Below are 20,426 nucleotides of genomic sequence, written 5' to 3' on the forward strand. Positions count from 1 at the left end.
CGAAGCAAGGAGCGAAGCGACGCGCGCAGACCCTAGTATCCATTCCGTGACACGGACGTGTTGCAGCGATGCAGAACTCAAGCTCCGCCGCGATCTTCTTGTGAGGTCCCGGCATGGATCCTCGGGTCAAGCCCGAGGATGACGAAGCCTTGGCGCTAATGCGCCTCGTCCCAGTTGTTCGCCGCTCGTGCGTCGACATGCAGCGGCACCGACATCGATACGGCCGGCATCGCCGCGTTTTCCATGACGTGGCGCACGACGGGGATCGTCGCTTCGACTTCCGCTTCCACCGTCTCAAAAATCAGTTCGTCATGCACCTGCAGCAGCATGCGCGCCGACAGCTTCGCCTTGTCCAGCGCTTCCTCCATGCGCACCATGGCGCGGCGGATGATGTCGGCTGCGGTGCCTTGCAGGCGGGCGTTGATCGAGGCGCGCTCGTTGAACGCGCGCAGCGACGGGTTCGAGGAGCGGATGTCCGGGTAGTGGATGCGGCGGCCGAAGATGGTTTCGACGAAGCCGTGCTCGCGGGCATATGCCTTGGTCTCTTCGATGTAATCGCGGATGCCGGGGAAGCGCTCGAAATATTTCTTGATGTAGTTGCTGGCTTCCTCGCGCGGGATCGACAGCTGGTTGGCGAGGCCGAAGGCGGAGATGCCGTAGATGATGCCGAAATTGATCGCCTTGGCGCGCCGGCGGATCTCGGAAGGCATGCCCTCGACGGGCACGTTGAACATTTCCGACGCGGTGATGGCGTGGATGTCGGCGCCGTCGGCAAAAGCCTGCCGCAATTGCGGGATTTCGGCGACATGGGCAAGCACGCGCAGTTCGATCTGGCTGTAGTCGGCCGAGACCAGCCGGTTGCCCTTGTCGGCGATGAAGGCGGTCCTGATCTTGCGGCCTTCGGCGGTGCGCACCGGAATGTTCTGCAGGTTCGGGTCGGAGGACGACAGCCGGCCTGTCGTCGTCGCGGCGAGCGCATAGGAGGTGTGGACGCGTTTGGTGTCCGGGTGGATGAAGCCCGGCAGCGCATCCGTGTAGGTCGATTTCAGCTTGGTCAGCTGGCGCCAGTCGACGATCTTGCGCGGCAATTCGTGGCCTTCGGCGGCGAGGTCTTCCAGCAACTGCGCCGAGGTCGACCACTGTCCGGTCTTGGTTTTCGAGCCGCCGGGAAGGCCCATGCGGCCGAACAGTATGTCGCCGAGCTGTTTGGGCGAGCCGATGTTGATGCGCTCGCCGATGAGCTGGTAGATTTCCTCTTCCAGCCGGGCAGCGCCCTGCGCCAGTTCGCCCGAGAGCCTGGACAGGATCTGCCGGTCGACGGAAATGCCGCGCTGTTCCATGCGCGCCAGCACCGGCACCAGTGGTCGTTCCAGCCGCTCATAGACCGAGACCAGCCCCTTGGCGGCAAGCCGTGGTTTCAGCACCAGCCATAGCCGCAGCGTTACATCGGCGTCCTCGGCGGCGTGCGCCGTCGCCCTGTCGATGTCGACCTGGTCGAAACCGACGGCGCTCTTGCCGGAGCCGGTCACATCCTTGAGCACGAGCGGGGTGTGGCCAAGCCATTTCTCGGCCAGCGCGTCCATGCCGTGACCATGCGGGGTGCCGGCATCGAGCACGTAGGAGATCAGCATGGTGTCGTCGAACGGCGCGACATCGATGCCGTAGCGGCTCATGATGACGAGATCATATTTCAGGTTCTGCGCGACCTTGAGGACCGATTTGTCCTCGAGCAGCGGTTTGAGCTCCGCCAGCGCCTCGCGCAGAGGTATCTGGTTTTCGAGCGTGCCGCCGCCGAGCAGGTCACCATTGCCGCTCTTGTGGGCAAAGGGAATATAGGCGGCGCGGCCGGGCGCCGTGGCGATCGCCATGCCGATCAGTTCGGCCTGCATCGGATCGCCCGATGTCGCCCTGACGTCGAAGGCGGTGATTCCGGCCTCCCGCGCCTCTGCGACCCAGGCTTTCAAGGTCGCGATATCGCGAATGCAGGCATAGGCTGATGTGTCGATCTTGCCGGTGGCCGCGCGCTCCAGCCGCAAGGCTGAGAGCAGGGAAGGGGTGTCGCCTTGCCTGGCGGTGTCCGTCGTCGCCGCTTCGTTGGCCTGGCCCGACTCGGCACCGCTCCGGGCCGGCGCTCCGGCGCCGACATCGGGGCCGTGCGCATTGTCGGCGCGCTCTACGGTCACCGCGACAGCCTGGACGTCGCCGGCCTCGGTGCTGGTCGCTTCCGCGACGCGGCGGGTCAGCGAGGTGAATTCCATGGTCTTGAGGAAGCCGATCAGCTTCGGCCCGTCCGGCGCGTGCAGGACGAAATCGTCCAGCCCCTCGGTCACCGGCACGTCGTTCTTCAGCGTCACCAATTGGCGCGAGATCAGCGCCTTGTCGGTGTTGGCGATGATCGATTCGCGCCGCTTGTCCTGCTTGATCTCGCCGGCGCGGGCCAGCAGTCCGTCAAGGTCGCCGAATTGCTCCAGCAACTGCGCCGCCGTCTTCGGCCCGATGCCGGGCACGCCGGGCACATTGTCGACCGAGTCGCCCGTCAGTGCCTGCAGGTCGACCATTTTTTCCGGCGGCACGCCCCACTTCTCGATGACCTCGGGAATGCCGATCTGGCGGTCCTTCATCGGGTCGTACATGCCGACCGTATCGCCGACCAGTTGCATCAAATCCTTGTCGGAGGAGATGATGGTGGTGTCGCCGCCGGCCTCGCAGGCCAGCCTGGCATAAGTGGCGATGAGGTCGTCGGCTTCATAACCTTCGATCTCGATGCAAGGCAGGTTGAAGGCCTTTGTCGCCTGGCGGATCAGGCCGAATTGCGGGATCAGATCTTCCGGCGGTGCCGAACGGTTGGCCTTGTATTCGGGGTAGAGGTCGTTGCGGAAGGTTTTCGAGGAATAGTCGAAAATGACCGCGAAATGCGTCGGCACAATGCCTACATCGGTGTTGCGGGCATCCTGCATCAGCTTCCACAGCATGTTGCAGAATCCGGAAACGGCACCGACAGGCAGGCCGTCGGACTTGCGGGTCAGCGGCGGCAATGCGTGGTAGGCCCGGAAGATGTAGCCGGAACCGTCGACAAGGAAGAGATGATCGCCTTTTTTCATGCCGGCAGGGATAGCGCGGCGCGACGGCTTGGTCCATGCCAAAGGCACCGAGACCCTCCGGTTCCGGCAACACCCTGACAGAACGAAGTCGATCTGGCTGATCACGCCTACGTTACAAAAGTGTAACTTTAGTGCCCTTGAATCGCCACGTTCAGAGACCCAAATACACGTCATCGGCAGTTTTCGCCGAAGTCCGGAGCAAGGCCCGTCCCCCGCCTATCCCGGACAACTGCGGCAGCCTATCCCCCCTCTCCGGGCTGCCGCATCGTTTCGAGTATGAGGCCGCCGTGGTTCCCCCTCCACCACGGCGGCCTTTTTTTGGCCTGCGGCAGCAGATCGGCGCCGTGGTCCAATCGTCCCGGGCTTTTCGTTTCGCCGCTCAGCCTTTACGGTTCCGGCACTGAATCGAAAGGCTCCAAAAATGTCCGCAGTTTCCCCCGTCCTCGACCGTCTCGACCAGAATCTCGACCAGAGTCTCGAACGCCTGTTCGGCCTGCTCAGGATCAAGTCGATCTCCACCGATCCGGCCTATGCCGCCGACTGCCGCAAGGCGGCGGAATGGCTGGTGGCGGAGCTCAAGCTGATCGGCTTCGACGCCAGCGTGCGCGACACGCCGGGACACCCGATGGTGGTGGCGCATCATGAGGGGCCGGCCGGCGCGCCGCATGTGCTGTTCTACGGCCATTACGACGTGCAGCCGGTCGATCCGATCGAATTGTGGGAGAATGATCCGTTCGCGCCGGCGGTGAAGGAGGTCGGGCCCGACCACAAGGTGATCACAGGGCGCGGTTCGGCCGACGACAAGGGCCAGTTGATGACCTTCGTCGAGGCTTGCCGCGCCTGGAAACAGGTGCATGGCAATCTGCCGTGCCGCGTGACGATCCTGTTCGAGGGCGAGGAGGAGTCGGGCTCGTCGTCGCTGATACCGTTCCTGAAGGCCAATGCCGACGAACTCAAGGCCGATTTCGCGCTGGTCTGCGATACCGGCATGTGGGACCGCAACACGCCCTCGATCTGCGTTTCGTTGCGCGGGATGGTCGGCGAGGAGATCACGGTCAAGGCCGCCGAACGCGACCTGCATTCGGGCATCTATGGCGGCGCGGCCGCCAACCCGATCCGCATCCTGGCCAAGGTGCTGGCCGACATCCATGACAAGGATGGCCACATCACCATCCCGGGCTTCTACGACGGCGTCGAGGAAACGCCGACGCAGGTGCTGAAATCCTGGGAGACGCTAGGCGAAACGGCCGAGACCTTCCTCAGGCCTGTCGGCCTGTCCATCCCGTCCGGCGAAAAGGGCCGCTCGGTGCTGGAACTGACCTGGGCGCGGCCGACCGCCGAGTTCAACGGCATCATCGGCGGCTATACCGGCAAGGGGTTCAAGACGGTGATCGCCGCGGAAGCGTCGGCCAAGGTGTCGTTCCGCCTTGTCCACAAGCAGGATCCAGCCAAGATCCGCGCGGCCTTCCAGCAATTCGTGAAGGAGCGCATTCCGGCCGACTGTTCGGTCGAATTCCATCCGCATGGCGGCTCGCCGGCAATCCAGCTCTCCTACGACTCGCCGTTCCTGGCCAAGGCCAAGACCGCGCTGTCCGACGAATGGCCGAAGCCCGCGGTGACCACCGGCAGCGGCGGCTCGATCCCCGTGGTCGGCGACTTCCAGACCTATCTCGGCATGGAATCGCTGCTGGTCGGCTTCGGCCTCGACGACGACCGCATCCACTCGCCCAATGAGAAGTATGAGCTGTCCTCCTTCCACAAGGGCCAGCGCTCCTGGGCGCGTATTCTCGATGCACTGACACGCTGAGCGGCGGAAAAGACGTTTTCCTGTTGATTTTTCACCGGATCGCGGCGAGGACGGGGAACGCCGCGACCGGAGAAGACCATGGCCGACATCCGTTTCCACAAGCATGATTTGCCCGACCTCTCGCACTACAATGTCGAGGCTGTGGCCATCGACACCGAGACGCTGGGTCTGAACCCGCATCGCGACCGGTTGTGCGTGGTGCAGATATCGCCCGGCGACGGCAGCGCTGACGTCATCCAGATCGCACCCGGCCAGAAGAAGGCGCCGAACCTCGTCAGCCTGCTGAGGAACCGCAGCGTGACGAAGCTGTTCCATTTCGGCCGGTTTGACCTTGCCGTGCTTTACAACGCGTTCGGGGTGATGCCCGAGCCGGTGTTCTGCACCAAGATCGCCTCGCGGCTGACCCGCACCTATACCGACCGGCACGGGCTGAAGGACATCTGCTTCGAGCTTCTCGGCGTCGGCCTGTCCAAGGCGCAGCAATCGTCGGACTGGGCGGCCGAAACGCTGTCGCCCGAGCAGCTCGAATACGCCGCCTCCGACGTGCTCTATCTGCACCGGCTGCGCGATGTGCTGGCCGGACGGCTGGCGCGCGAGGGGCGGACCAAGGAGGCCGATGCCTGTTTCCGCTTCCTGCCGACGCGGGCCAAGCTTGACCTGATGGGCTGGGGCGAAGAGGATATCTTCGCGCACAGCTGACCGCCTTCGCGACAATCCGTGCCGGTCGGGAACCAGATGCCAGCCGTCGCGTTCTGTGGGCTGGAAAAGGGGGGATGACATGGCCGACAGAAAGCCGATCGCAACCGCGCCGACCGACGGCTCCAAAGTCACCGTCATGTGGAAGGACGGCGACGGCGTCGTCAACGAATCCATCGGGCAATATCGCGATGGCGGCTGGTGGGTCTACACCGACAGCCACACGCAAAAGAAGGTCGAGCCGACCAGCTGGCGACCCACCGCCAGCAACGACGACGATCAGTGAGCACCGCTGGCGGGGCCAGCAGCTTTCGAATAGCTTGAAGCCGTTGATATCGGGGCCGATTCGGAGCCTTCCGCTCCGCGCTCGCCCTCTTTGCTCGGAGGAAATCGCCATGGGCGTCGAAAGCCTGCTCGTCTTCATCATCATCGGTGCCATCGCCGGCTGGCTTGCCGGTCTCATCGTTTCCGGTTTCGGCTTCGGCCTGATCGGCAACATCATCGTCGGCATCGTCGGTGCGTTTATTGCCGGCTGGCTCTTGCCGCGGATCGGCTTTTCCATCGGCGGCGGCATTCTCGCCTCCATCATCCACGCCACGATCGGCGCCATCATCCTTCTGGTGCTGGTGAAGGTCCTGAAGCGAGCGTGAGGCTCGGCAACCGAAAGAGCGCGCCATGAAGCAGAACACACTCTATCTCCTCATTGGCGCGCTCGTCGTCGTGGTCATTGCGCTCGGCATCTATGTCTATCGCGAACAGACCAAGCCGAAAGGCGTCGAGCTCAAGATCGACGACAAGGGCATTTCGATCCAGCAGAACTAGCCTGCCGTCGACCGGCGGCGGGGCGCCGGCTGGCTGCATGTGACAAGACATTAGTGAGGGTCCCCGGCCTGTGGAGGGGAATTCCGTATTATCTTGACCGTCGAGGGCACGGTCAGGCTTAGTCCACAGCATCAAACAGGGGCAACAATCGTCAATGGGCCGGGGCATCAAGACGATTCTCGATTCTCTCCGCCGTTCGATCTCCTGAGCGGAGGACGGATGATCGCGGGGATCAACTTCAAGGCCAGCGCAGCGGTGCGGGCGGCGCTTTCGGCGATCGGACGCACGGAAGATTTACGCTTTTCACCGGACAACCGATTGCTGGCAATTGCCGGCTATGCGCGCAAGCGCTTGCTGGTCCTGCGCGTCGACATCACGGCCGGACCTGATGGTGCGGACGTCACGATCCATGATCACATGGAGCTGACATCGGACGACATGGGCGAGATCCATGGTCTGGATTTCATTGATGACCGCACCCTGGCGATCGCCAACCGCGACGGGGTGGTTGCGATCTTCAGCCTGCCGCGCGAGGAACCGGTCGGCCAGAGCCGCGCGATATCGGCCATTCGCCGGATCCGGGGCAAGCGGCCCTGCAAACTGAATTCGCCGGGTTCCATTGTCGTCAGGCGCGAGTCGCGCGGCGGGATCAGCCTGCTCGTCTGCAACAACTACACGCATCTGGTCACCCGGCACGTGATCAACCGGTGGCTTGGCTATCGCGCCACCAGCAATCAGCCGCTTCTGAAACATGGCCTCGATATCCCCGACGGCATCGCAATCAGCGGCAACGGTCAATGGGTCGCCGTCAGCAGCCACGGCACCAGGGACGTAAAGCTCTACCGGATGTCGGCGTCGCCTGGACCCGACACCGAACCTGCCGGCGTCCTGCAGCACGCCGGCTATCCGCATGGCCTGCGCTTTACGGGCGATGACCGGCACATCCTCGTCGCCGACGCCGGCAGTCGGTTGGTGCATGTCTATGGCGGCGACGGTGACTGGAACGGGCATCGCATGCCCGCGCGCTCGGTGACGGTGCTCGACGAGGACACTTTCCTGCGCGGCAGGGCCAGCCCAGAGGAAGGCGGCCCGAAAGGCCTCGACATAGACCGGTCGAACAGCGTCGTGGCGGTGACCTGCGAAGAGCAGACGCTGACCTTTTTCGCGCTGTCGTCGATACTCGGCGGAGTTGAAAATTGCCGGCAAGGCGTGGCCATTGCATCGGCGTAGTGCCGGAAGCACGCTTGCCCCGACAGGGAATTAGAATGACGGATCGACGCGTCGGCGCTATGATGTCGACACAGGGCGTTTGGGGTCAACCAACCTATTGTTAGGAGGTTGTCATGAAACACCAAACACTGGACCAGCTGCATGCAGTGGCCGAGGTCAACACCCAGCCGGTAATGAGCCGAACCCAGCGTCTCATACGTTGGGCCGAGCTTCTTGAACGTGAGCCCAGCCGGCTCCTGACCGCGCTTGCCGGGACCGAATACCGTGCGCTGCCGGAGCGCGACGTCATGCGAAGCGATGGCTCGCCGATAGCGGTTGCCTTCACGGACTCCATCTTGCACGACGAGGGTCTGAAAGACGACAGCTATGGCGAAGCCAAGCGCTTCTTCGAGCTGACCGACCACCAACTGCATGAGATCGTCTGCTACTGCCATGTCGGCGAGCTTATGCAATCGTCCAGGGCTGCGCTCTCGGTTCGTGCCGCGATCGGCTGACGCATGTCCACCAGGTGATCTCACCTGGTAACGGGTGATTTTGGGGCGCGGTCGAACGCGAGGCTGCAGCCATTTGCGATCGCGCCCCAGTGCGGAACATGTCCGCGACTGGCTGGGTCGCGGCAGAGAATGGTTTGGGACTGGCGCCCCGGACTGTTTCCTCAGGGTCTCGAACAGCGTGATCACTGCCGGACCCAGGCATTTGATTATCAATCGCCTTGAATTTTTCCGACTTAACCCGCCCTTAAATCGCCGCATCTACTCTGCAACCGGAGCGCCATAGGCACCGGGGACAGCAAGCGCAGGCATGGCGAACCGCAGAGACAGCCGCATCGAGCCCAGTTTCGAGGGACCGCCACAGGCGCGATCCCAGCCGGGTCTTTCGGTGAGCGAGGAGGACCGCGTCGTGCCGAGCAACCGCAAAGCCTCCGCCAAACGCAAATCGTCGAAGGCGAAATCGTCGCGCGGCGGGCGTGGCAGGAGCCGGCGCGGACTGTTCGGCGTGCTCGGCCGACTGTTCTACTGGTGCTTCGTGCTCGCCATCTGGGGCGGCATCGCGGTTGCGGGCGTCGTCATCTATTACGGCGCCAAGATGCCGGCGGCCACGACCTGGTCGATCCCCGACCGCGCCCCCAACATCAAGATCGTTTCGGCCGATGGCCAGTTGCTCGCCAATCGCGGCATGAGCGGCGGCGAAGCTGTCGGCCTGCACGAAATGTCGCCCTACATTCCCGAAGCTGTCATCGCCATCGAGGACCGCAGGTTCTATTCGCATTTCGGCGTCGATCCGATCGGCCTGTCGCGCGCCATGGTGACCAACCTTCTGGGCGGGCATTTTTCGCAGGGCGGTTCGACGCTGACGCAGCAATTGGCGAAAAACCTGTTCCTGAAGCCCGACCGCACGCTGGAGCGCAAGGTGCAGGAGGTGCTGCTGGCGCTTTGGCTGGAGCACAAGCACACCAAGGACCAGATCCTCGAAATGTACCTCAACCGGGTCTATTTCGGCTCCGGCGCCTTTGGCGTCGAGGCGGCTTCGCGGCGCTATTTCGGCAAGAGCGCGCGCGACGTAACGCTCTCGGAAGCAGCGCTGCTTGCGGGCTTGCTTAAAGCCCCATCGCGGCTGTCGCCGGCGCGCGATCCCAAGGCCGCGGAGGAGCGTTCGCAGCTCGTGCTCGCGGCCATGCGCGAAGAGGGCAAGATCAGCGACAAGGAGCTGAAGACGGCACTCAGCGCGCCGGCGACGCGCGCGCCGTCCTACTGGACCGGCTCGGAAAACTATGTCGCCGACACCATCATGGAAGAACTGCCCGACCTGATCGGCGACGTGCGCGGCGACATCGTGATCGACTCCACCGTCGACTTGAACCTGCAGAAGCTGGCCGAACAGTCGATCCGCCGGCTGATCGACGAAAGCGGCAAGAAGCTCAACGTCACCCAGGGCGCATTGGTGTCGATCGACGATTCCGGCGCGGTGCGCGCCATGGTCGGCGGCTACGACTATTCGACCAGCCAGTTCGACCGCGCCTCGGAGGCGCGCCGCCAGCCCGGCTCGGCGTTCAAGCCGTTCGTCTACATGGCGGCACTGGAAGCCGGCCGCACGCCCGACAGCATTCGCAACGACGCGCCGATCAAGATCGGCAACTGGACGCCGGACAATTACGGCGGCAAGTATTTTGGCAAGGTGACGCTGGCGACGGCGCTGGCCAAGTCGCTGAACTCGGTCGCCGCGCAGCTGACCATGGAGGTCGGGCCGAACGCGGTGGTGGAGGCGGCGCACCGCATGGGCATCCTGTCCGAACTGCAGGCCAACACCTCGATCGCGCTCGGCACCTCGGAAGTGACGCCGCTGGAGCTGACCTCGGCCTATGTGCCGTTCGCCAATGGCGGCTACAAGCCCGACATCCACTTCATCCGCCGCATCACGACCGCCGAGGGCAAGGTGCTCTACGACAGTGGCGGCGGCAGCGCGCCGCGTGTGGTGAAACCCGAGATCGTCGGCATGATGAATTCGATGATGACCGGCACCGTCGAGGTCGGCACAGCCAAGAAGGCGGCCTTCGCCTGGCCGTCGGCCGGCAAGACCGGCACCAGCCAGAATTCGCGCGATGCCTGGTTCGTCGGCTACACCGCCAATCTCACCACCGGGGTGTGGTTCGGCAATGATGACGGCACGGCGATGAAGAAGGTCACCGGCGGCGCGCTGCCGGCGCAGGCCTGGCACGAATTCATGGTCGCCGCCCACGAGGGCGTGCCGGTGCGGCCGCTGCCTGGCACCTGGAAGTCGACACCGGCCGATACGATCGTGCCCGACGACATACCCTCGGTCGACAACAACCAGCCGGCGCCGGTTCTGTCGGTGTCAGTCGGCCAGCCGGCGCCGACCGCGCAGGCAACCCAGGCGCCCGCGCCGGCCCGCGTGGCTCGGCCTTCCCAGACCGTCGATGCCGATGGCTTCAACATGCCGGCTGATGACGGCACCACCGCTTCGGTCGGCCATCCGGTGCCGCCGGGCGATGTTGGCGGTCCGCTGAAGAAGAAGAAACAGACCTCGATCCTGGATATTCTGGGCGGCGGCTGAGGGCGGTAGCCCTGGCGGTTCGCAGCGGCGTCAATCCGCCTCTCGCCAGCGCCACGGTGTTCGGCTACACCTCCGGCCGGAGACCGCGACATGGCTGAACTCGACACCAGAAAAACCATCGTGCTGACCGGCGCCAGCCGCGGCATCGGTCATGCCACGGTCAAGCGCTTTTCGCGCGAGGGCTGGCGCGTCATCACCTGTTCGCGCCAGGCCTTTGCCGAGGATTGCCCGTGGCCGGCTGGTCCGGAAGATCATATCAAGGTCGACCTCGCCGACCAGGAAGATGTCGGCATCGCCGTCTCGGAAATCCGTCACCGGCTGGAAGCGCATGGCGGCCAGCTCAACGCGCTGGTCAACAATGCCGGCATTTCGCCCAAGCTCAAGGACGGCAACAGCCGCATGAACTCGATCGACACGCCGATGCATGTCTGGCGCGACGTGTTCCAGGTCAATTTCTTCGCGCCGATCATGCTCGCGCGGGGGTTGTTCAAAGAGTTAGCCGCGGCCAAGGGCTCGATCGTCAACGTCACCTCGATCGCCGGCACCCGCGTCCATCCTTTCGCCGGCACCGCCTATGCGACGTCGAAGGCGGCTCTCGGCTCGCTGACGCGCGAGATGGCGCATGATTTCGGGCCGCACGGCATTCGCGTGAACGCCATTGCGCCCGGCGAGATCGACACGGCGATCCTGTCGCCGGGCACGGAAAAGATCGTCGAGACGATCCCGCTGCGGCGCCTCGGCACCACGGCGGAAGTCGCCGACATCATCTTCTTCCTGTGCTCGCAGCAGGCCTCCTATGTGACCGGCTCGGAAATCCACATCAATGGCGGCCAGCACGTCTGAACCGGTTGCTTATCCAGCGATGGTGAGAACGGCCTTGCCGCTGAAGCTGCGCTGCCGCAGGGCGTCCAGGGCTTGGGCGATGTCAATCCACGGCACCGTCAAGGCGACACGGGTTTCCAGCCGGCCGGCCGCGACCAGCGCGAGCAGCGCGGCGATATCGGCGCCAATGCCTGAGCCCGACGTGTAGTAGGCGAAGGTCTGAAGCCTCGCTCCCTCATGGCCCGGAACGAACTGGCGGAAGCCGACCGGCGTGAGTTCGCCACTGCTCGAGCCGAACATGACGATGGTGCCGCCAGGCGCGACGCGTTCGATCGCGCGGGCGAGACTTTCGCCGCCGACCGATTCGGTGATCAGCGAAAACGGCCCCTCGGCCAGCTCGATCGCCTCGACGACCTGCCCGGCTCCGAGATCGCGGAGAGCCGCGGCATGCCGGGCGGCGGCGACCACTGTCACCGAGGCGCCTTGTTCGCGGGCGATCTGGATCTGGAAACGGCCGACCGCTCCGCTTGCGCCGGTGATCAGCACCTTTAGGCCGGCGAGGTTACCGCCATGGCGCAACGTCCTCAGCGCCGTCGTGCCCGCCACGGGGAGCGTGGCCGCCGAGACGAAACCGACCTCATCCGGCAGGACGGCGAGACGGTCGGTCGGGACGGCGACACGTTCGGCCCAGCCGGTCTCGTCGACCAGCGCTGCGACCCTTGTGCCCACGGCCGGTCCGGAGCCGTCGGCTGCCGCTCGTTCGACAATCCCGACGACGTCCTGGCCAGGTATCCAGCCATCCGGGCGTATGGTGAGCAGGCGCAGTTCGCCGCGGTTCAACGAGGTCGCGCGGACGGCGACCAGCGCTTCGTGCGCGCCAGGCTGTGGCTCGTCCACCTCGGTGAGTTTCAACCTGGCGGCATTGTCGGAAGAGATGGTGAGGGCGAGCATGGGTACACCTTTGCCAATTGGCGAGAACGACCCGAGCCTATCGATCTACGCGATCGAATAATCTAGATATGAAATCAATTGATCGCTAAAAGTAGTCATCATGAGGCAACCCCTTCGCTACCCTTGGCTCGACTTCGATGTCGATGACGTCCTTGCTCCTGCGATCGCCGTGCGCGTCGAGGTCACCGAAACGAAGGCCGAGGTGTCGGATCATTGGCATCGCAAAGGGCAACTCGTCTTCGCGCTCAGCGGCGGTGTCACCTGCCGCGTTCCCAGTGGCCTGTGGATGGTGCCGCCGCATTGCGGCGTTTGGGTGCCGAGCCGCATGCGGCACAGCAACATCGCGACCGCCAATGCGCGGATTTTCTTCGTCTATATCGAGCCGGGTGCTGCCGAGCTGCCGGACCGGTGCTGCACGCTTTCGATCTCACCGCTGCTGCGCGAGCTCATCATCGAACTGTCGGATTGCGCGCCTGACGACCCGAGATGCGCTTTCCTGGGAGGCGTCCTGCTGGCCGAACTGCCCGATATGCCGGTCCAGCAACTGCATCTGCCGATCTCCTCCGAGCCGCGCCTGAAGCGGATCGCGGAGGCACTGGCGAACGATCCTGCCGACCGCAGCACGCTGTCGCAGTGGGCCAATCGTGTCGCGCTCAGCGAGAGCAGTCTTGCTCGTCTCGTCGTCAAGGAAACCGGATTGAGCTTCGGCCGCTGGCGCCAGCAATTGCATTTGATCGTTGCGATAAGGGAGTTGGCTTCGGGCGCGAGCGTTCAGCGGGTTTCGGGCGATCTCGGCTATGAGTCCGTCACCGCCTTCATCACCATGTTCAAGAAGGCGCTCGGCAAGCCGCCCGCACAGTATCTCAGCAGCATCGCACGCAATGGCGGTTCCGCATTCGCGGCGTGATCAGGCGGCGGACGGTTCGGTCGCGGATGGCTTGTGACCGAGCACCTCTTCCACGATGCCGCGCGCGATTTCGCGCTCGCCCATGATCACCGTGTCGGCGCCGAGCCCCTTGAGATGCTCGACCTCCGCATCGGAATGGGCGCGGGCGACGACGTTGATGCCGGGGTTGGCGGCGCGGGCCCTGAGCACGATCTGGCCTGCCTCGAACGCGTTGGGGATGGCGAGGATCAGCCGGCTGGCGCCTTCGGGATTGGCGGCGGCGAACACTTCGGCGTTGGCCGCATTGCCGGCGACGGTTTCGACACCGTCGGCTTTCAGCCTGGCCAGCGTCTTGTCGGCGTCCTCGATGACGAGGAAGGGTAGGGCTGCCTCTTTCAGCGCCGCGCCGACGAGACCGCCGACACGGCCATAGCCGATCAGGATGGCATGGCCGGCGAGTGCCGTCTTCGGCGGCGGGCCGTCTTCCTTTTTGGCTGTGGCTGCGACCGAAGCCACCTGGCCCGGTTCGGTCGCCGGACCGACCGGTTTGGCGTCCACCGGGGGCGCCGTCCTGGCGGCGCGGGCCTCCAGCCACGGCTTCATCCAGTCGATGACCATGAACATCAGCGGGTTGAGCACGATCGACAGGATGGCGCCGGCGAGGATCAGGTCGCGGCCCTGTTCGGGCAGAAGTTTTAGCCCGACGCCAAGCTCGGCCAGGATGAAGGAGAATTCGCCGATCTGGGCAAGGCTGGCGGAAATCATCAGGGCCGTCGCCAGGGGGTAGCCGAAAGCGACGACGATGACGAACGCCGCCAGCGACTTGCCGATGACGATGATGGCCAGCGTCGCCAGGATCGGCAGGCCGTTGCTGACCAGGCTGAACGGGTCGAACAGCATGCCGACCGAGACGAAGAACAGCACCGAGAAGGCATCGCGCAGCGGCAGCGATTCTTCGGCCGCACGGTGGCTGAGTTCGGATTCGCTCATGATCATGCCGGCGAAGAAGGCGCCGAGCGCCAGCGAGACGCCGAACAGTTTCGCCGCGCCGAAAGCAACACCGAGCGCGATGGCGAGCACCGAGAGACGAAACAGTTCGCGCGACCCGGTATGGGCAACGTAGTGCAGGATCCAGGGAATGACCCTTCGACCGACCACCAGCATGACGACGACGAAGGCGGCGACCTTGGCAAGCGTAATGCCGACGACGCCCCAGATGCCGTAGCTCGCGGGCAGCGACAGCAGGCCGCTTGCGTGCGCATCCGCTTGTTCCTGGCCGCCCAGCACGCCGGCAAGGGCCGGCAGCAGCACCAGCGCCAGCACCATGGCGAGATCCTCGACGATCAGCCAGCCGACGGCGATGCGGCCGCGTTCGGTCTCGATCAGCCGGCGTTCCTGGAGCGCGCGCAGCAGCACCACGGTCGAGGCGACCGACAGCGCCAGGCCGAACACCAGGCCAGCACCCATCGACCAGCCGAGCATCCAGGCAAGCCCGACGCCGAGCAGCGTGGCAAAGCCGATCTGGACGATGGCGCCGGGCACGGCGATGGCGCGGACCGACAGCAGGTCCTTCAGCGAGAAATGCAGGCCGACGCCGAACATCAAGAGGATGACGCCGATCTCGGCCAGTTCATTGGCAAGGCCGGCATCGGCGACGAAACCGGGCGTATTCGGGCCGACCAGAACGCCGGCTACGAGATAGCCGACCAGCGGCGGAATGCGGAAACGGTTGGCGAGAGCCCCGAAGACGAAAGCCAGCCCCAGACCGGCGACGATGGTGGCGATAAGGGGCGTGTCATGCGGCATTGTCTATGGGGCGCCTTTCAAGCTGGGGATGTCGGATATGCGCCGCCCGAAGCCGCCGCCTGTTTTGCAATATGGTGGAAGGGGTGACGGTGATGCAACCCGCAAGGGTGGGAAAATCGACCGTGCGGCGGCAAAATGCTGGACCGGCGGCCGAGAGGCTGCCGGTCCGGTTTGCGCGCACTGTGGCATTGGCCCCCGATAATGGGACCAGCGGTCAGGCTGCTTGCAGCATGGCCTCGATTTCGGGAATGGCGTGGTTGGTCATGGTTTTTGGAATTTCAGCCGTCACCTTGTCACCGACCACCTTATGCAGCTTCTTGCGCATGGCGCCGAGCATCACCGGCGGGGCGACAAGCACGATGCTGTCGAACTCGCCGCCATGGGCGAGCTTGTAGAGGCGGGCCGCGATCTCCTCCGCAAAGCGTTCCTTGCCGATCCGATGCCAGTCGGTATCCTCGACGGCACTGCGGTGCACCGACGGACCGTCATTGTACCGGCCGGGGCTGTCGCTTCCCTGTTCGCGGGTGGGTGGGTTCTCCTGTTCCATCACCTGCACGACCTCGAGGTTGGGAAATTTGTTGTCGCCGGCGTTCTTGAGCAAGAGCGCTTTTTCGCCGTCGGCCACCAGGACCCAGATGCCGTGCTTCAGTTTTATTGCGTCCATGAAAGCGCTCCTTTTGATGAGTGGCTACGCTTCGGAACGCGTTTCAACCCGGCAACGTTCCAATCCCCCGACGGTGGAACGACGATGGCTGAAGACGCGATCCGTGCGTGGGTGACTTTAATCTACCGAATTGGTAGAAATTAGAAAAAACTGTTTTGCGAAACAAAGGACAGGCGGCTAAAAGGACCTGAAATCAAGGCTTGTTTCAGCGGATTGACTCCGTCCATATCCTGGATGTGGAATATTTTTCTCCTGCCTTTCGCAGTTGCGAAAAAGCGATTGCCTGCCATCGCAGGATGCGCGAGTGCTTTGCTTCTGGTTTTTCGCGCCCGGGCGTAAAACTGCGACACTGTTCCCGGATTGCTTTTTCCTATGACGCAGGCCAATGCCAAGCTCAATGCCTTTCCCGTCTTCGTGCGGGTCGAGGGCGAAGCCGTGGCCATCGTCGGCGGTGGCGACGAGGCGCTCGCCAAGGCGCGGCTGATCGGACAGTCGAGCGCGGTGCTGCGCATCATTGCCGAAAATGCCGAGCCTGAACTGCTTGCCTTCATCGCTCAGTCCGGTGCCAGCCATGTCGCGGCGGCTTATGACGCCTCGCAGTTGGAAGGCGCGGTCATGGTGTTCGCCGCCAGCGGCGACGAGACGCTCGACCGCCGTGTGGCTGAGGACGCCCGCCGTCTGGGCATTCCCGTCAATGCCGTCGACCGGCCGGAGCTCTGCGATTTCTTCACGCCGGCGCTGGTCAATCGCGCGCCGGTCGCCATCGCCATCGGCACCGAAGGCGCCGGCCCGGTGCTTGCCCAAATGTTGCGCGGCCGCATCGACCAGATGCTGTCGCCATCGCTCGGTTCGCTGGCGACGCTCGCCGCTTCGCTGCGTGGCGCGGCCGAAAAATTGCTGCCGAAGGGCAATGCCCGCCGCCGCTTCTGGAGCAGTTTTTTCCAAGGCGCGCCTGCCCATGCCGTGGAAGCTGGCCAGCTGTCGCAGGCGCATGACGCCGCCGTGGATCTTCTGCTCTCGAACGCACCGGCTTCTGGCCACATCGCCCTGGTCGGCGCGGGTCCCGGCGCCGAGGATCTGCTGACGTTGCGGGCGCATCGCCTGCTGATGGAAGCCGATGTCATCGTCCATGACGCGCTGGTGCCGGAGGCCGTCGTCGCCATGGGCCGCCGCGATGCCGAGCGCCTGCCGGTCGGCAAACGCAAGGGGTGCCATACCAAGAGCCAGGCCGAGATCAACGCGTTGCTGGTCGAACTCGGCCAGCAGGGCAAGCGCGTGGTGCGGCTGAAGTCGGGCGATCCGCTGGTGTTCGGCCGCGCCGGCGAGGAGATGGCCGCATTGCGCGATGCCGGTATTGCCTATGAAGTGGTTCCGGGCGTCACCGCGGCCTTTGCCGCCGCCGCCGATTTCGAACTGCCGCTGACCTTGCGCGGCGTGTCCTCGTCGATGGTGTTCACCACCGGCCACGACCTCAAGGGCAATTCATTGCCCGACTGGGCCAAGCTTGCCATTTCCGGGGCCACCGTCGCCGTCTATATGGGCCGCTCGGTGGCGGCTGAAGTCGCCGGCCGGCTGATCGAGGCGGGCCTGTCGCCGGACACGGCGGTGGCCGTGGTCGAGAATGCCAGCCTTGCCAACCGTCGCCGCTTCCACGGCACGCTGGCCGACCTGCCGTCGCTGGAAGCGCGGGGCGATCTTTCCGGGCCGGTCATGACCATCATCGGCGACGCCGTCGCCGGCGCCAATTTTGAACGGTCCGAGCCGCTCGCGGCACACAGGCAAGAAGGCGCGGTCAAAGCCGCCACTGAGAAGGTTGAGCCATGAAGATACTGACCGCCAACCGCCTGACCGACGGCATCGCCGTCTGGTACGCCGATGGTGGCTGGGCCGAGACGGTGGGCCAGGCTGACCTTGCCCATGACAAGGCAGCCGAGGATCGCCTGGAGGCGATCGGCGCCAAGGCCTATGCCGACAATGAAGTGGTCGATGTCAACCTGATCGACGCGGAAGTGGTCGACGGTGTCGTCGAGCCGGTGCGGTTGCGTGAAAAGATCCGCGCCGCCGGCCCGACCATTCGCGGCGATCTCGGCAAGCAGGCCGAGCGGGCGGCATAGCCAGGATTTGAGTGAAACGGGCGGACGCGCCCTGAAAGACGAAGCATGTACCGTTACGATGAGTTCGACCACGATTTTGTCCAGGCCCGCGTCGCCGAGTTCAGCGACCAGGTCCAGCGCCGGCTGTCCGGCGAGATCACAGAGGACCAGTTCCGGCCTCTGCGGCTGATGAACGGCGTCTACCTGCAGCTGCACGCCTATATGCTGCGCATCGCGGTGCCCTACGGCACGCTGAACGGCAAGCAACTGCGCATGCTCGGCCACATCGCCCGCAAATACGATAAGGGCTACGGCCACTTCACGACGCGCCAGAACATCCAGTTCAACTGGCCGGCGCTGTCGGACATTCCGGCGATCCTGGCCGATCTCGCCAGCGTCGAGATGCACGCCATCCAGACCAGCGGCAACTGCATCCGCAACGTCACCGCCGACCATTTCGCCGGTGCCGCCGCCGACGAGGTCGCCGATCCGCGCCCCTATGCGGAAATCCTGCGGCAATGGTCCTCGGTGCATCCGGAATTCTCGTTCCTGCCGAGAAAATTCAAGATCGCGGTGACGGGCGCCGAGCGCGATCGCGCCGCCATCCAGACGCATGACATCGGCCTGCACCTGAAGAAGAACGCCGCAGGCGAGCTTGGCTTTGCCGTCTATGTCGGCGGCGGCCAGGGTCGCACGCCGATGGTGGCGAGGAAGATCCGCGATTTCCTGCCGGAAGCCGACCTTCTGTCCTACTGCACGGCGATCCTGCGTGTTTACAATCTCTATGGCCGCCGCGATAACAAGTACAAGGCGCGCATCAAGATCCTGGTGCACGAGACCGGCGTCGAGGAAATCACACGCCAGGTCGAGGCCGAGTGGCAGGAATTGAAGGACGCCGAACTGAAGCTGCCGGATGCCGATATCCGCGCCATCGAAGCCTATTTCGCGCCGCCAACGCTTGCTGACCGGCCGGAAGGCGACCAGGCGGTCAAGCTGGCGCGTCTCGATTCCAAGGGCTTCTCGGAGTGGCTCGACCAGAATGTGGTGACGCACCGCCATCCCGACTATGCGGCGGTGACGATTTCGCTCAAGGGCATCGGCGAGGTGCCGGGCGATGCTTCGGACAGCCAGATGGAGGCGGTTGCCGACATCGCCGAGAAATACGCCTTCGACGAGCTGCGCGTCAGCCATGAGCAGAACCTGATCCTGCCGCATGTGGCGCGCGCCGACCTCAAGGCGGTCTATGATGCGCTGGTCGACATCGGGTTGGCGACGGCCAACTCCAATTTGATATCGGACATCATCTCGTGCCCCGGCCTCGACTATTGCGCGCTGGCCACCGCGCGCTCGATCCCGATCGCGCAGGAGATCTCGCAACGCTTTGCCTCGCTGGAGCGTCAGCGCGAGATCGGCGAACTGAAGCTGAAGATTTCCGGCTGCATCAATGCCTGCGGCCATCACCATGTCGGCCATATCGGCATCCTCGGCGTCGAGAAGAAGGGCTCCGAGCTCTATCAGGTGACGCTGGGCGGTTCGGCCGACGAGAACACGTCGGTCGGCGAAATCATCGGCCGCGGCTTCTCGTCGGAGGAGATCACCGACGCCATCGAGCAGATCGTCGAGACCTATCTCGGCCTCCGGCTCAACCCACAGGAAAAATTCATCGACGCCTACCGCCGTGTCGGTCCCGCGCCGTTCAAGGAGGCGCTCTATGCTGGCGAAACCAAGGCCGCTTGACCATATCGCCGATGTCGATGACGGCGTCGCCGCCAAGGCGGCGGGGCTCGACGCGCTCTATGGCCATCTGAAGCCGCTCGAGATCATCGAACGCTCGGCTCGCGAACTGTTTCACGACGAGATCGCAGCGGTCTCGTCCTTCGGGGCGGATTCGGCGGTGCTGCTGCATATGATCGCCGAGATCGACCGCACGCTGCCGGTCATCTTCCTCGATACCGGCAAGCATTTCGAGGAGACGCTCGGCTACCGCGACGCGCTCGTCGCCGATTTCGGCCTGACCAACATCCAGGTGATCAAGCCCGAGGAAGCCGCGCTCGCCCGGATCGACCCGACGGGCAATCTGCACCAGAGCAACACGGATGCCTGCTGCGACGTGCGCAAGGTCGAGCCGCTGGCGCGTGGCGTGGCGCCGTTCCGCGCCTGGTTCACCGGACGCAAGCGCTTCCAGGCCTCGACGCGGGCGGCCCTGCCGGTGTTCGAGGCGGTCGGCCCGCGCATCCGCATCAATCCGCTGGCGCATTGGACGACCTCGGACCAGGCCGAATACATGCGCGCGCATGCGCTGCGCGAAAATCCGCTGGTCGCCTATGGCTATCTGTCGATCGGCTGCTTTCCGTGCACGCAGCCGGTGCAGCCGGGCGAGGATGCGCGCAGCGGCCGCTGGGCCGGTCATGCCAAGACCGAGTGCGGCATCCACCTGTCGGGACTGGAGAAGTCGCTGACCGACGCATCCCTTTAG

At 64.4% G+C, this 20,426-nt stretch carries 19 protein-coding genes; 14 read left to right on the forward strand and 5 right to left on the reverse strand.

Translation table 11 applies throughout. The features are described from left to right. Positions 1–155: 155 nt before the first annotated feature. On the reverse strand, positions 156–3,101 hold the full coding sequence (polA, locus tag JG746_RS09190) for a DNA polymerase I (RefSeq protein ID WP_202359300.1): 2,946 nt from the start codon (positions 3,099–3,101) through the stop codon (positions 156–158). A 421-nt stretch (positions 3,102–3,522) separates the two neighbouring features. Here polA and JG746_RS09195 point away from each other — a divergent pair, with 421 nt between their 5' ends. The 9 genes from JG746_RS09195 to JG746_RS09235 all read left to right on the forward strand — a co-directional run bounded on the left by JG746_RS09195 (position 3,523) and on the right by JG746_RS09235 (position 11,571). Beyond that, on the forward strand, positions 3,523–4,908 hold the full coding sequence (locus tag JG746_RS09195; protein WP_202357845.1) for a M20/M25/M40 family metallo-hydrolase: 1,386 nt from the start codon (positions 3,523–3,525) through the stop codon (positions 4,906–4,908). A gap of 78 nt (positions 4,909–4,986) precedes the next feature. Further along, on the forward strand, positions 4,987–5,607 hold the full coding sequence (locus tag JG746_RS09200; RefSeq protein ID WP_202357846.1) for a ribonuclease D: 621 nt from the start codon (positions 4,987–4,989) through the stop codon (positions 5,605–5,607). A gap of 79 nt (positions 5,608–5,686) precedes the next feature. Continuing rightward, entirely contained in the window at positions 5,687–5,890 is a 204-nt protein-coding gene (locus JG746_RS09205; RefSeq protein WP_202357847.1) for a hypothetical protein, read from the forward strand. Positions 5,891–5,999: 109 nt separating this feature from the next. Continuing rightward, complete coding sequence (locus JG746_RS09210) at positions 6,000–6,254, forward strand: GlsB/YeaQ/YmgE family stress response membrane protein (RefSeq protein ID WP_095199549.1); 255 nt, start codon at positions 6,000–6,002, stop codon at positions 6,252–6,254. A gap of 25 nt (positions 6,255–6,279) precedes the next feature. Next, positions 6,280–6,426 (forward strand): hypothetical protein, encoded by a 147-nt coding sequence (locus tag JG746_RS09215; protein WP_082525739.1) that lies wholly within the window; start codon positions 6,280–6,282, stop codon positions 6,424–6,426. A 93-nt stretch (positions 6,427–6,519) separates the two neighbouring features. Beyond that, positions 6,520–7,656: a hypothetical protein gene (locus JG746_RS09220; RefSeq protein ID WP_244730719.1), complete on the forward strand. Its 1,137-nt coding sequence runs from the start codon at positions 6,520–6,522 to the stop codon at positions 7,654–7,656. A gap of 113 nt (positions 7,657–7,769) precedes the next feature. After that, the gene (locus JG746_RS09225; RefSeq protein WP_202357848.1) at positions 7,770–8,150 is read left to right on the forward strand and encodes a hypothetical protein; all 381 of its coding nucleotides are present in this window, start codon (positions 7,770–7,772) and stop codon (positions 8,148–8,150) included. 307 nt (positions 8,151–8,457) lie between these two features. Continuing rightward, positions 8,458–10,728, forward strand: coding sequence for a transglycosylase domain-containing protein (locus tag JG746_RS09230; RefSeq protein WP_202357849.1), 2,271 nt, complete (start codon positions 8,458–8,460; stop codon positions 10,726–10,728). Positions 10,729–10,818: 90 nt separating this feature from the next. Beyond that, on the forward strand, positions 10,819–11,571 hold the full coding sequence (locus JG746_RS09235) for an SDR family NAD(P)-dependent oxidoreductase (RefSeq protein ID WP_202357850.1): 753 nt from the start codon (positions 10,819–10,821) through the stop codon (positions 11,569–11,571). A gap of 9 nt (positions 11,572–11,580) precedes the next feature. On the opposite strand, the gene JG746_RS09240 is transcribed toward JG746_RS09235, so the two are convergent. Then, on the reverse strand, positions 11,581–12,501 hold the full coding sequence (locus JG746_RS09240) for a zinc-binding dehydrogenase (RefSeq protein WP_202357851.1): 921 nt from the start codon (positions 12,499–12,501) through the stop codon (positions 11,581–11,583). A gap of 100 nt (positions 12,502–12,601) precedes the next feature. On the opposite strand from JG746_RS09240, the gene JG746_RS09245 reads away from it, so the two are divergent. Next, positions 12,602–13,408, forward strand: a complete 807-nt coding sequence (locus JG746_RS09245; protein ID WP_202357852.1) for an AraC family transcriptional regulator — start codon at positions 12,602–12,604, stop codon at positions 13,406–13,408. Here the strand turns inward: JG746_RS09245 and JG746_RS09250 are convergent, their stop codons facing one another. The 3 genes from JG746_RS09250 to JG746_RS09260 all read right to left on the reverse strand — a co-directional run bounded on the left by JG746_RS09250 (position 13,409) and on the right by JG746_RS09260 (position 16,255). Next, a complete protein-coding gene (locus JG746_RS09250) occupies positions 13,409–15,193 on the reverse strand; it encodes a cation:proton antiporter domain-containing protein (protein WP_202357853.1) in 1,785 nt (594 codons plus the stop codon). Between the two features lie 214 nt (positions 15,194–15,407). Continuing rightward, positions 15,408–15,857 (reverse strand): baeRF12 domain-containing protein, encoded by a 450-nt coding sequence (locus JG746_RS09255; RefSeq protein ID WP_202357854.1) that lies wholly within the window; start codon positions 15,855–15,857, stop codon positions 15,408–15,410. A 140-nt stretch (positions 15,858–15,997) separates the two neighbouring features. After that, entirely contained in the window at positions 15,998–16,255 is a 258-nt protein-coding gene (locus JG746_RS09260; protein WP_202357855.1) for a hypothetical protein, read from the reverse strand. Between JG746_RS09260 and cysG the strand changes: the two genes are divergently transcribed. Genes cysG through JG746_RS09280 form a run of 4 tightly spaced genes read left to right on the forward strand, consistent with a single transcriptional unit; the run spans position 16,230 to position 20,426 of the window. Further along, positions 16,230–17,681 (forward strand): siroheme synthase CysG, encoded by a 1,452-nt coding sequence (cysG, locus tag JG746_RS09265; RefSeq protein ID WP_202357856.1) that lies wholly within the window; start codon positions 16,230–16,232, stop codon positions 17,679–17,681. The two genes, JG746_RS09260 and cysG, sit on opposite strands and share 26 nt — an antisense overlap. Then, entirely contained in the window at positions 17,678–17,971 is a 294-nt protein-coding gene (locus JG746_RS09270) for a DUF2849 domain-containing protein (protein ID WP_032931682.1), read from the forward strand. The genes cysG and JG746_RS09270 overlap by 4 nt, the downstream gene beginning before the upstream one ends. A gap of 45 nt (positions 17,972–18,016) precedes the next feature. After that, positions 18,017–19,687, forward strand: coding sequence for a nitrite/sulfite reductase (locus JG746_RS09275; RefSeq protein ID WP_202357857.1), 1,671 nt, complete (start codon positions 18,017–18,019; stop codon positions 19,685–19,687). Then, positions 19,662–20,426 (forward strand): phosphoadenylyl-sulfate reductase, encoded by a 765-nt coding sequence (locus JG746_RS09280; RefSeq protein WP_202357858.1) that lies wholly within the window; start codon positions 19,662–19,664, stop codon positions 20,424–20,426. Before JG746_RS09275 ends, JG746_RS09280 begins: the two co-directional genes overlap by 26 nt.

The organism is Mesorhizobium sp. 113-3-3 (assembly GCF_016756495.1).
Classification (GTDB): domain Bacteria; phylum Pseudomonadota; class Alphaproteobacteria; order Rhizobiales; family Rhizobiaceae; genus Mesorhizobium.

Excerpts from the sequence above, each read along its gene's own strand:
- polA (WP_202359300.1), bottom strand. The coding sequence starts at position 3,101 with ATGAAAAAAGGCGATCATCTCTTCCTTGTCGACGGTTCCGGCTACATC.
- JG746_RS09195 (WP_202357845.1), top strand. The coding sequence starts at position 3,523 with ATGTCCGCAGTTTCCCCCGTCCTCGACCGTCTCGACCAGAATCTCGAC.
- JG746_RS09200 (WP_202357846.1), top strand. The coding sequence starts at position 4,987 with ATGGCCGACATCCGTTTCCACAAGCATGATTTGCCCGACCTCTCGCAC.
- JG746_RS09205 (WP_202357847.1), top strand. The coding sequence starts at position 5,687 with ATGGCCGACAGAAAGCCGATCGCAACCGCGCCGACCGACGGCTCCAAA.
- JG746_RS09210 (WP_095199549.1), top strand. The coding sequence starts at position 6,000 with ATGGGCGTCGAAAGCCTGCTCGTCTTCATCATCATCGGTGCCATCGCC.
- JG746_RS09215 (WP_082525739.1), top strand. The coding sequence starts at position 6,280 with ATGAAGCAGAACACACTCTATCTCCTCATTGGCGCGCTCGTCGTCGTG.
- JG746_RS09225 (WP_202357848.1), top strand. The coding sequence starts at position 7,770 with ATGAAACACCAAACACTGGACCAGCTGCATGCAGTGGCCGAGGTCAAC.
- JG746_RS09230 (WP_202357849.1), top strand. The coding sequence starts at position 8,458 with ATGGCGAACCGCAGAGACAGCCGCATCGAGCCCAGTTTCGAGGGACCG.
- JG746_RS09235 (WP_202357850.1), top strand. The coding sequence starts at position 10,819 with ATGGCTGAACTCGACACCAGAAAAACCATCGTGCTGACCGGCGCCAGC.
- JG746_RS09240 (WP_202357851.1), bottom strand. The coding sequence starts at position 12,501 with ATGCTCGCCCTCACCATCTCTTCCGACAATGCCGCCAGGTTGAAACTC.
- JG746_RS09245 (WP_202357852.1), top strand. The coding sequence starts at position 12,602 with ATGAGGCAACCCCTTCGCTACCCTTGGCTCGACTTCGATGTCGATGAC.
- JG746_RS09250 (WP_202357853.1), bottom strand. The coding sequence starts at position 15,193 with ATGCCGCATGACACGCCCCTTATCGCCACCATCGTCGCCGGTCTGGGG.
- JG746_RS09255 (WP_202357854.1), bottom strand. The coding sequence starts at position 15,857 with ATGGACGCAATAAAACTGAAGCACGGCATCTGGGTCCTGGTGGCCGAC.
- cysG (WP_202357856.1), top strand. The coding sequence starts at position 16,230 with ATGACGCAGGCCAATGCCAAGCTCAATGCCTTTCCCGTCTTCGTGCGG.
- JG746_RS09270 (WP_032931682.1), top strand. The coding sequence starts at position 17,678 with ATGAAGATACTGACCGCCAACCGCCTGACCGACGGCATCGCCGTCTGG.
- JG746_RS09275 (WP_202357857.1), top strand. The coding sequence starts at position 18,017 with ATGTACCGTTACGATGAGTTCGACCACGATTTTGTCCAGGCCCGCGTC.
- JG746_RS09280 (WP_202357858.1), top strand. The coding sequence starts at position 19,662 with ATGCTGGCGAAACCAAGGCCGCTTGACCATATCGCCGATGTCGATGAC.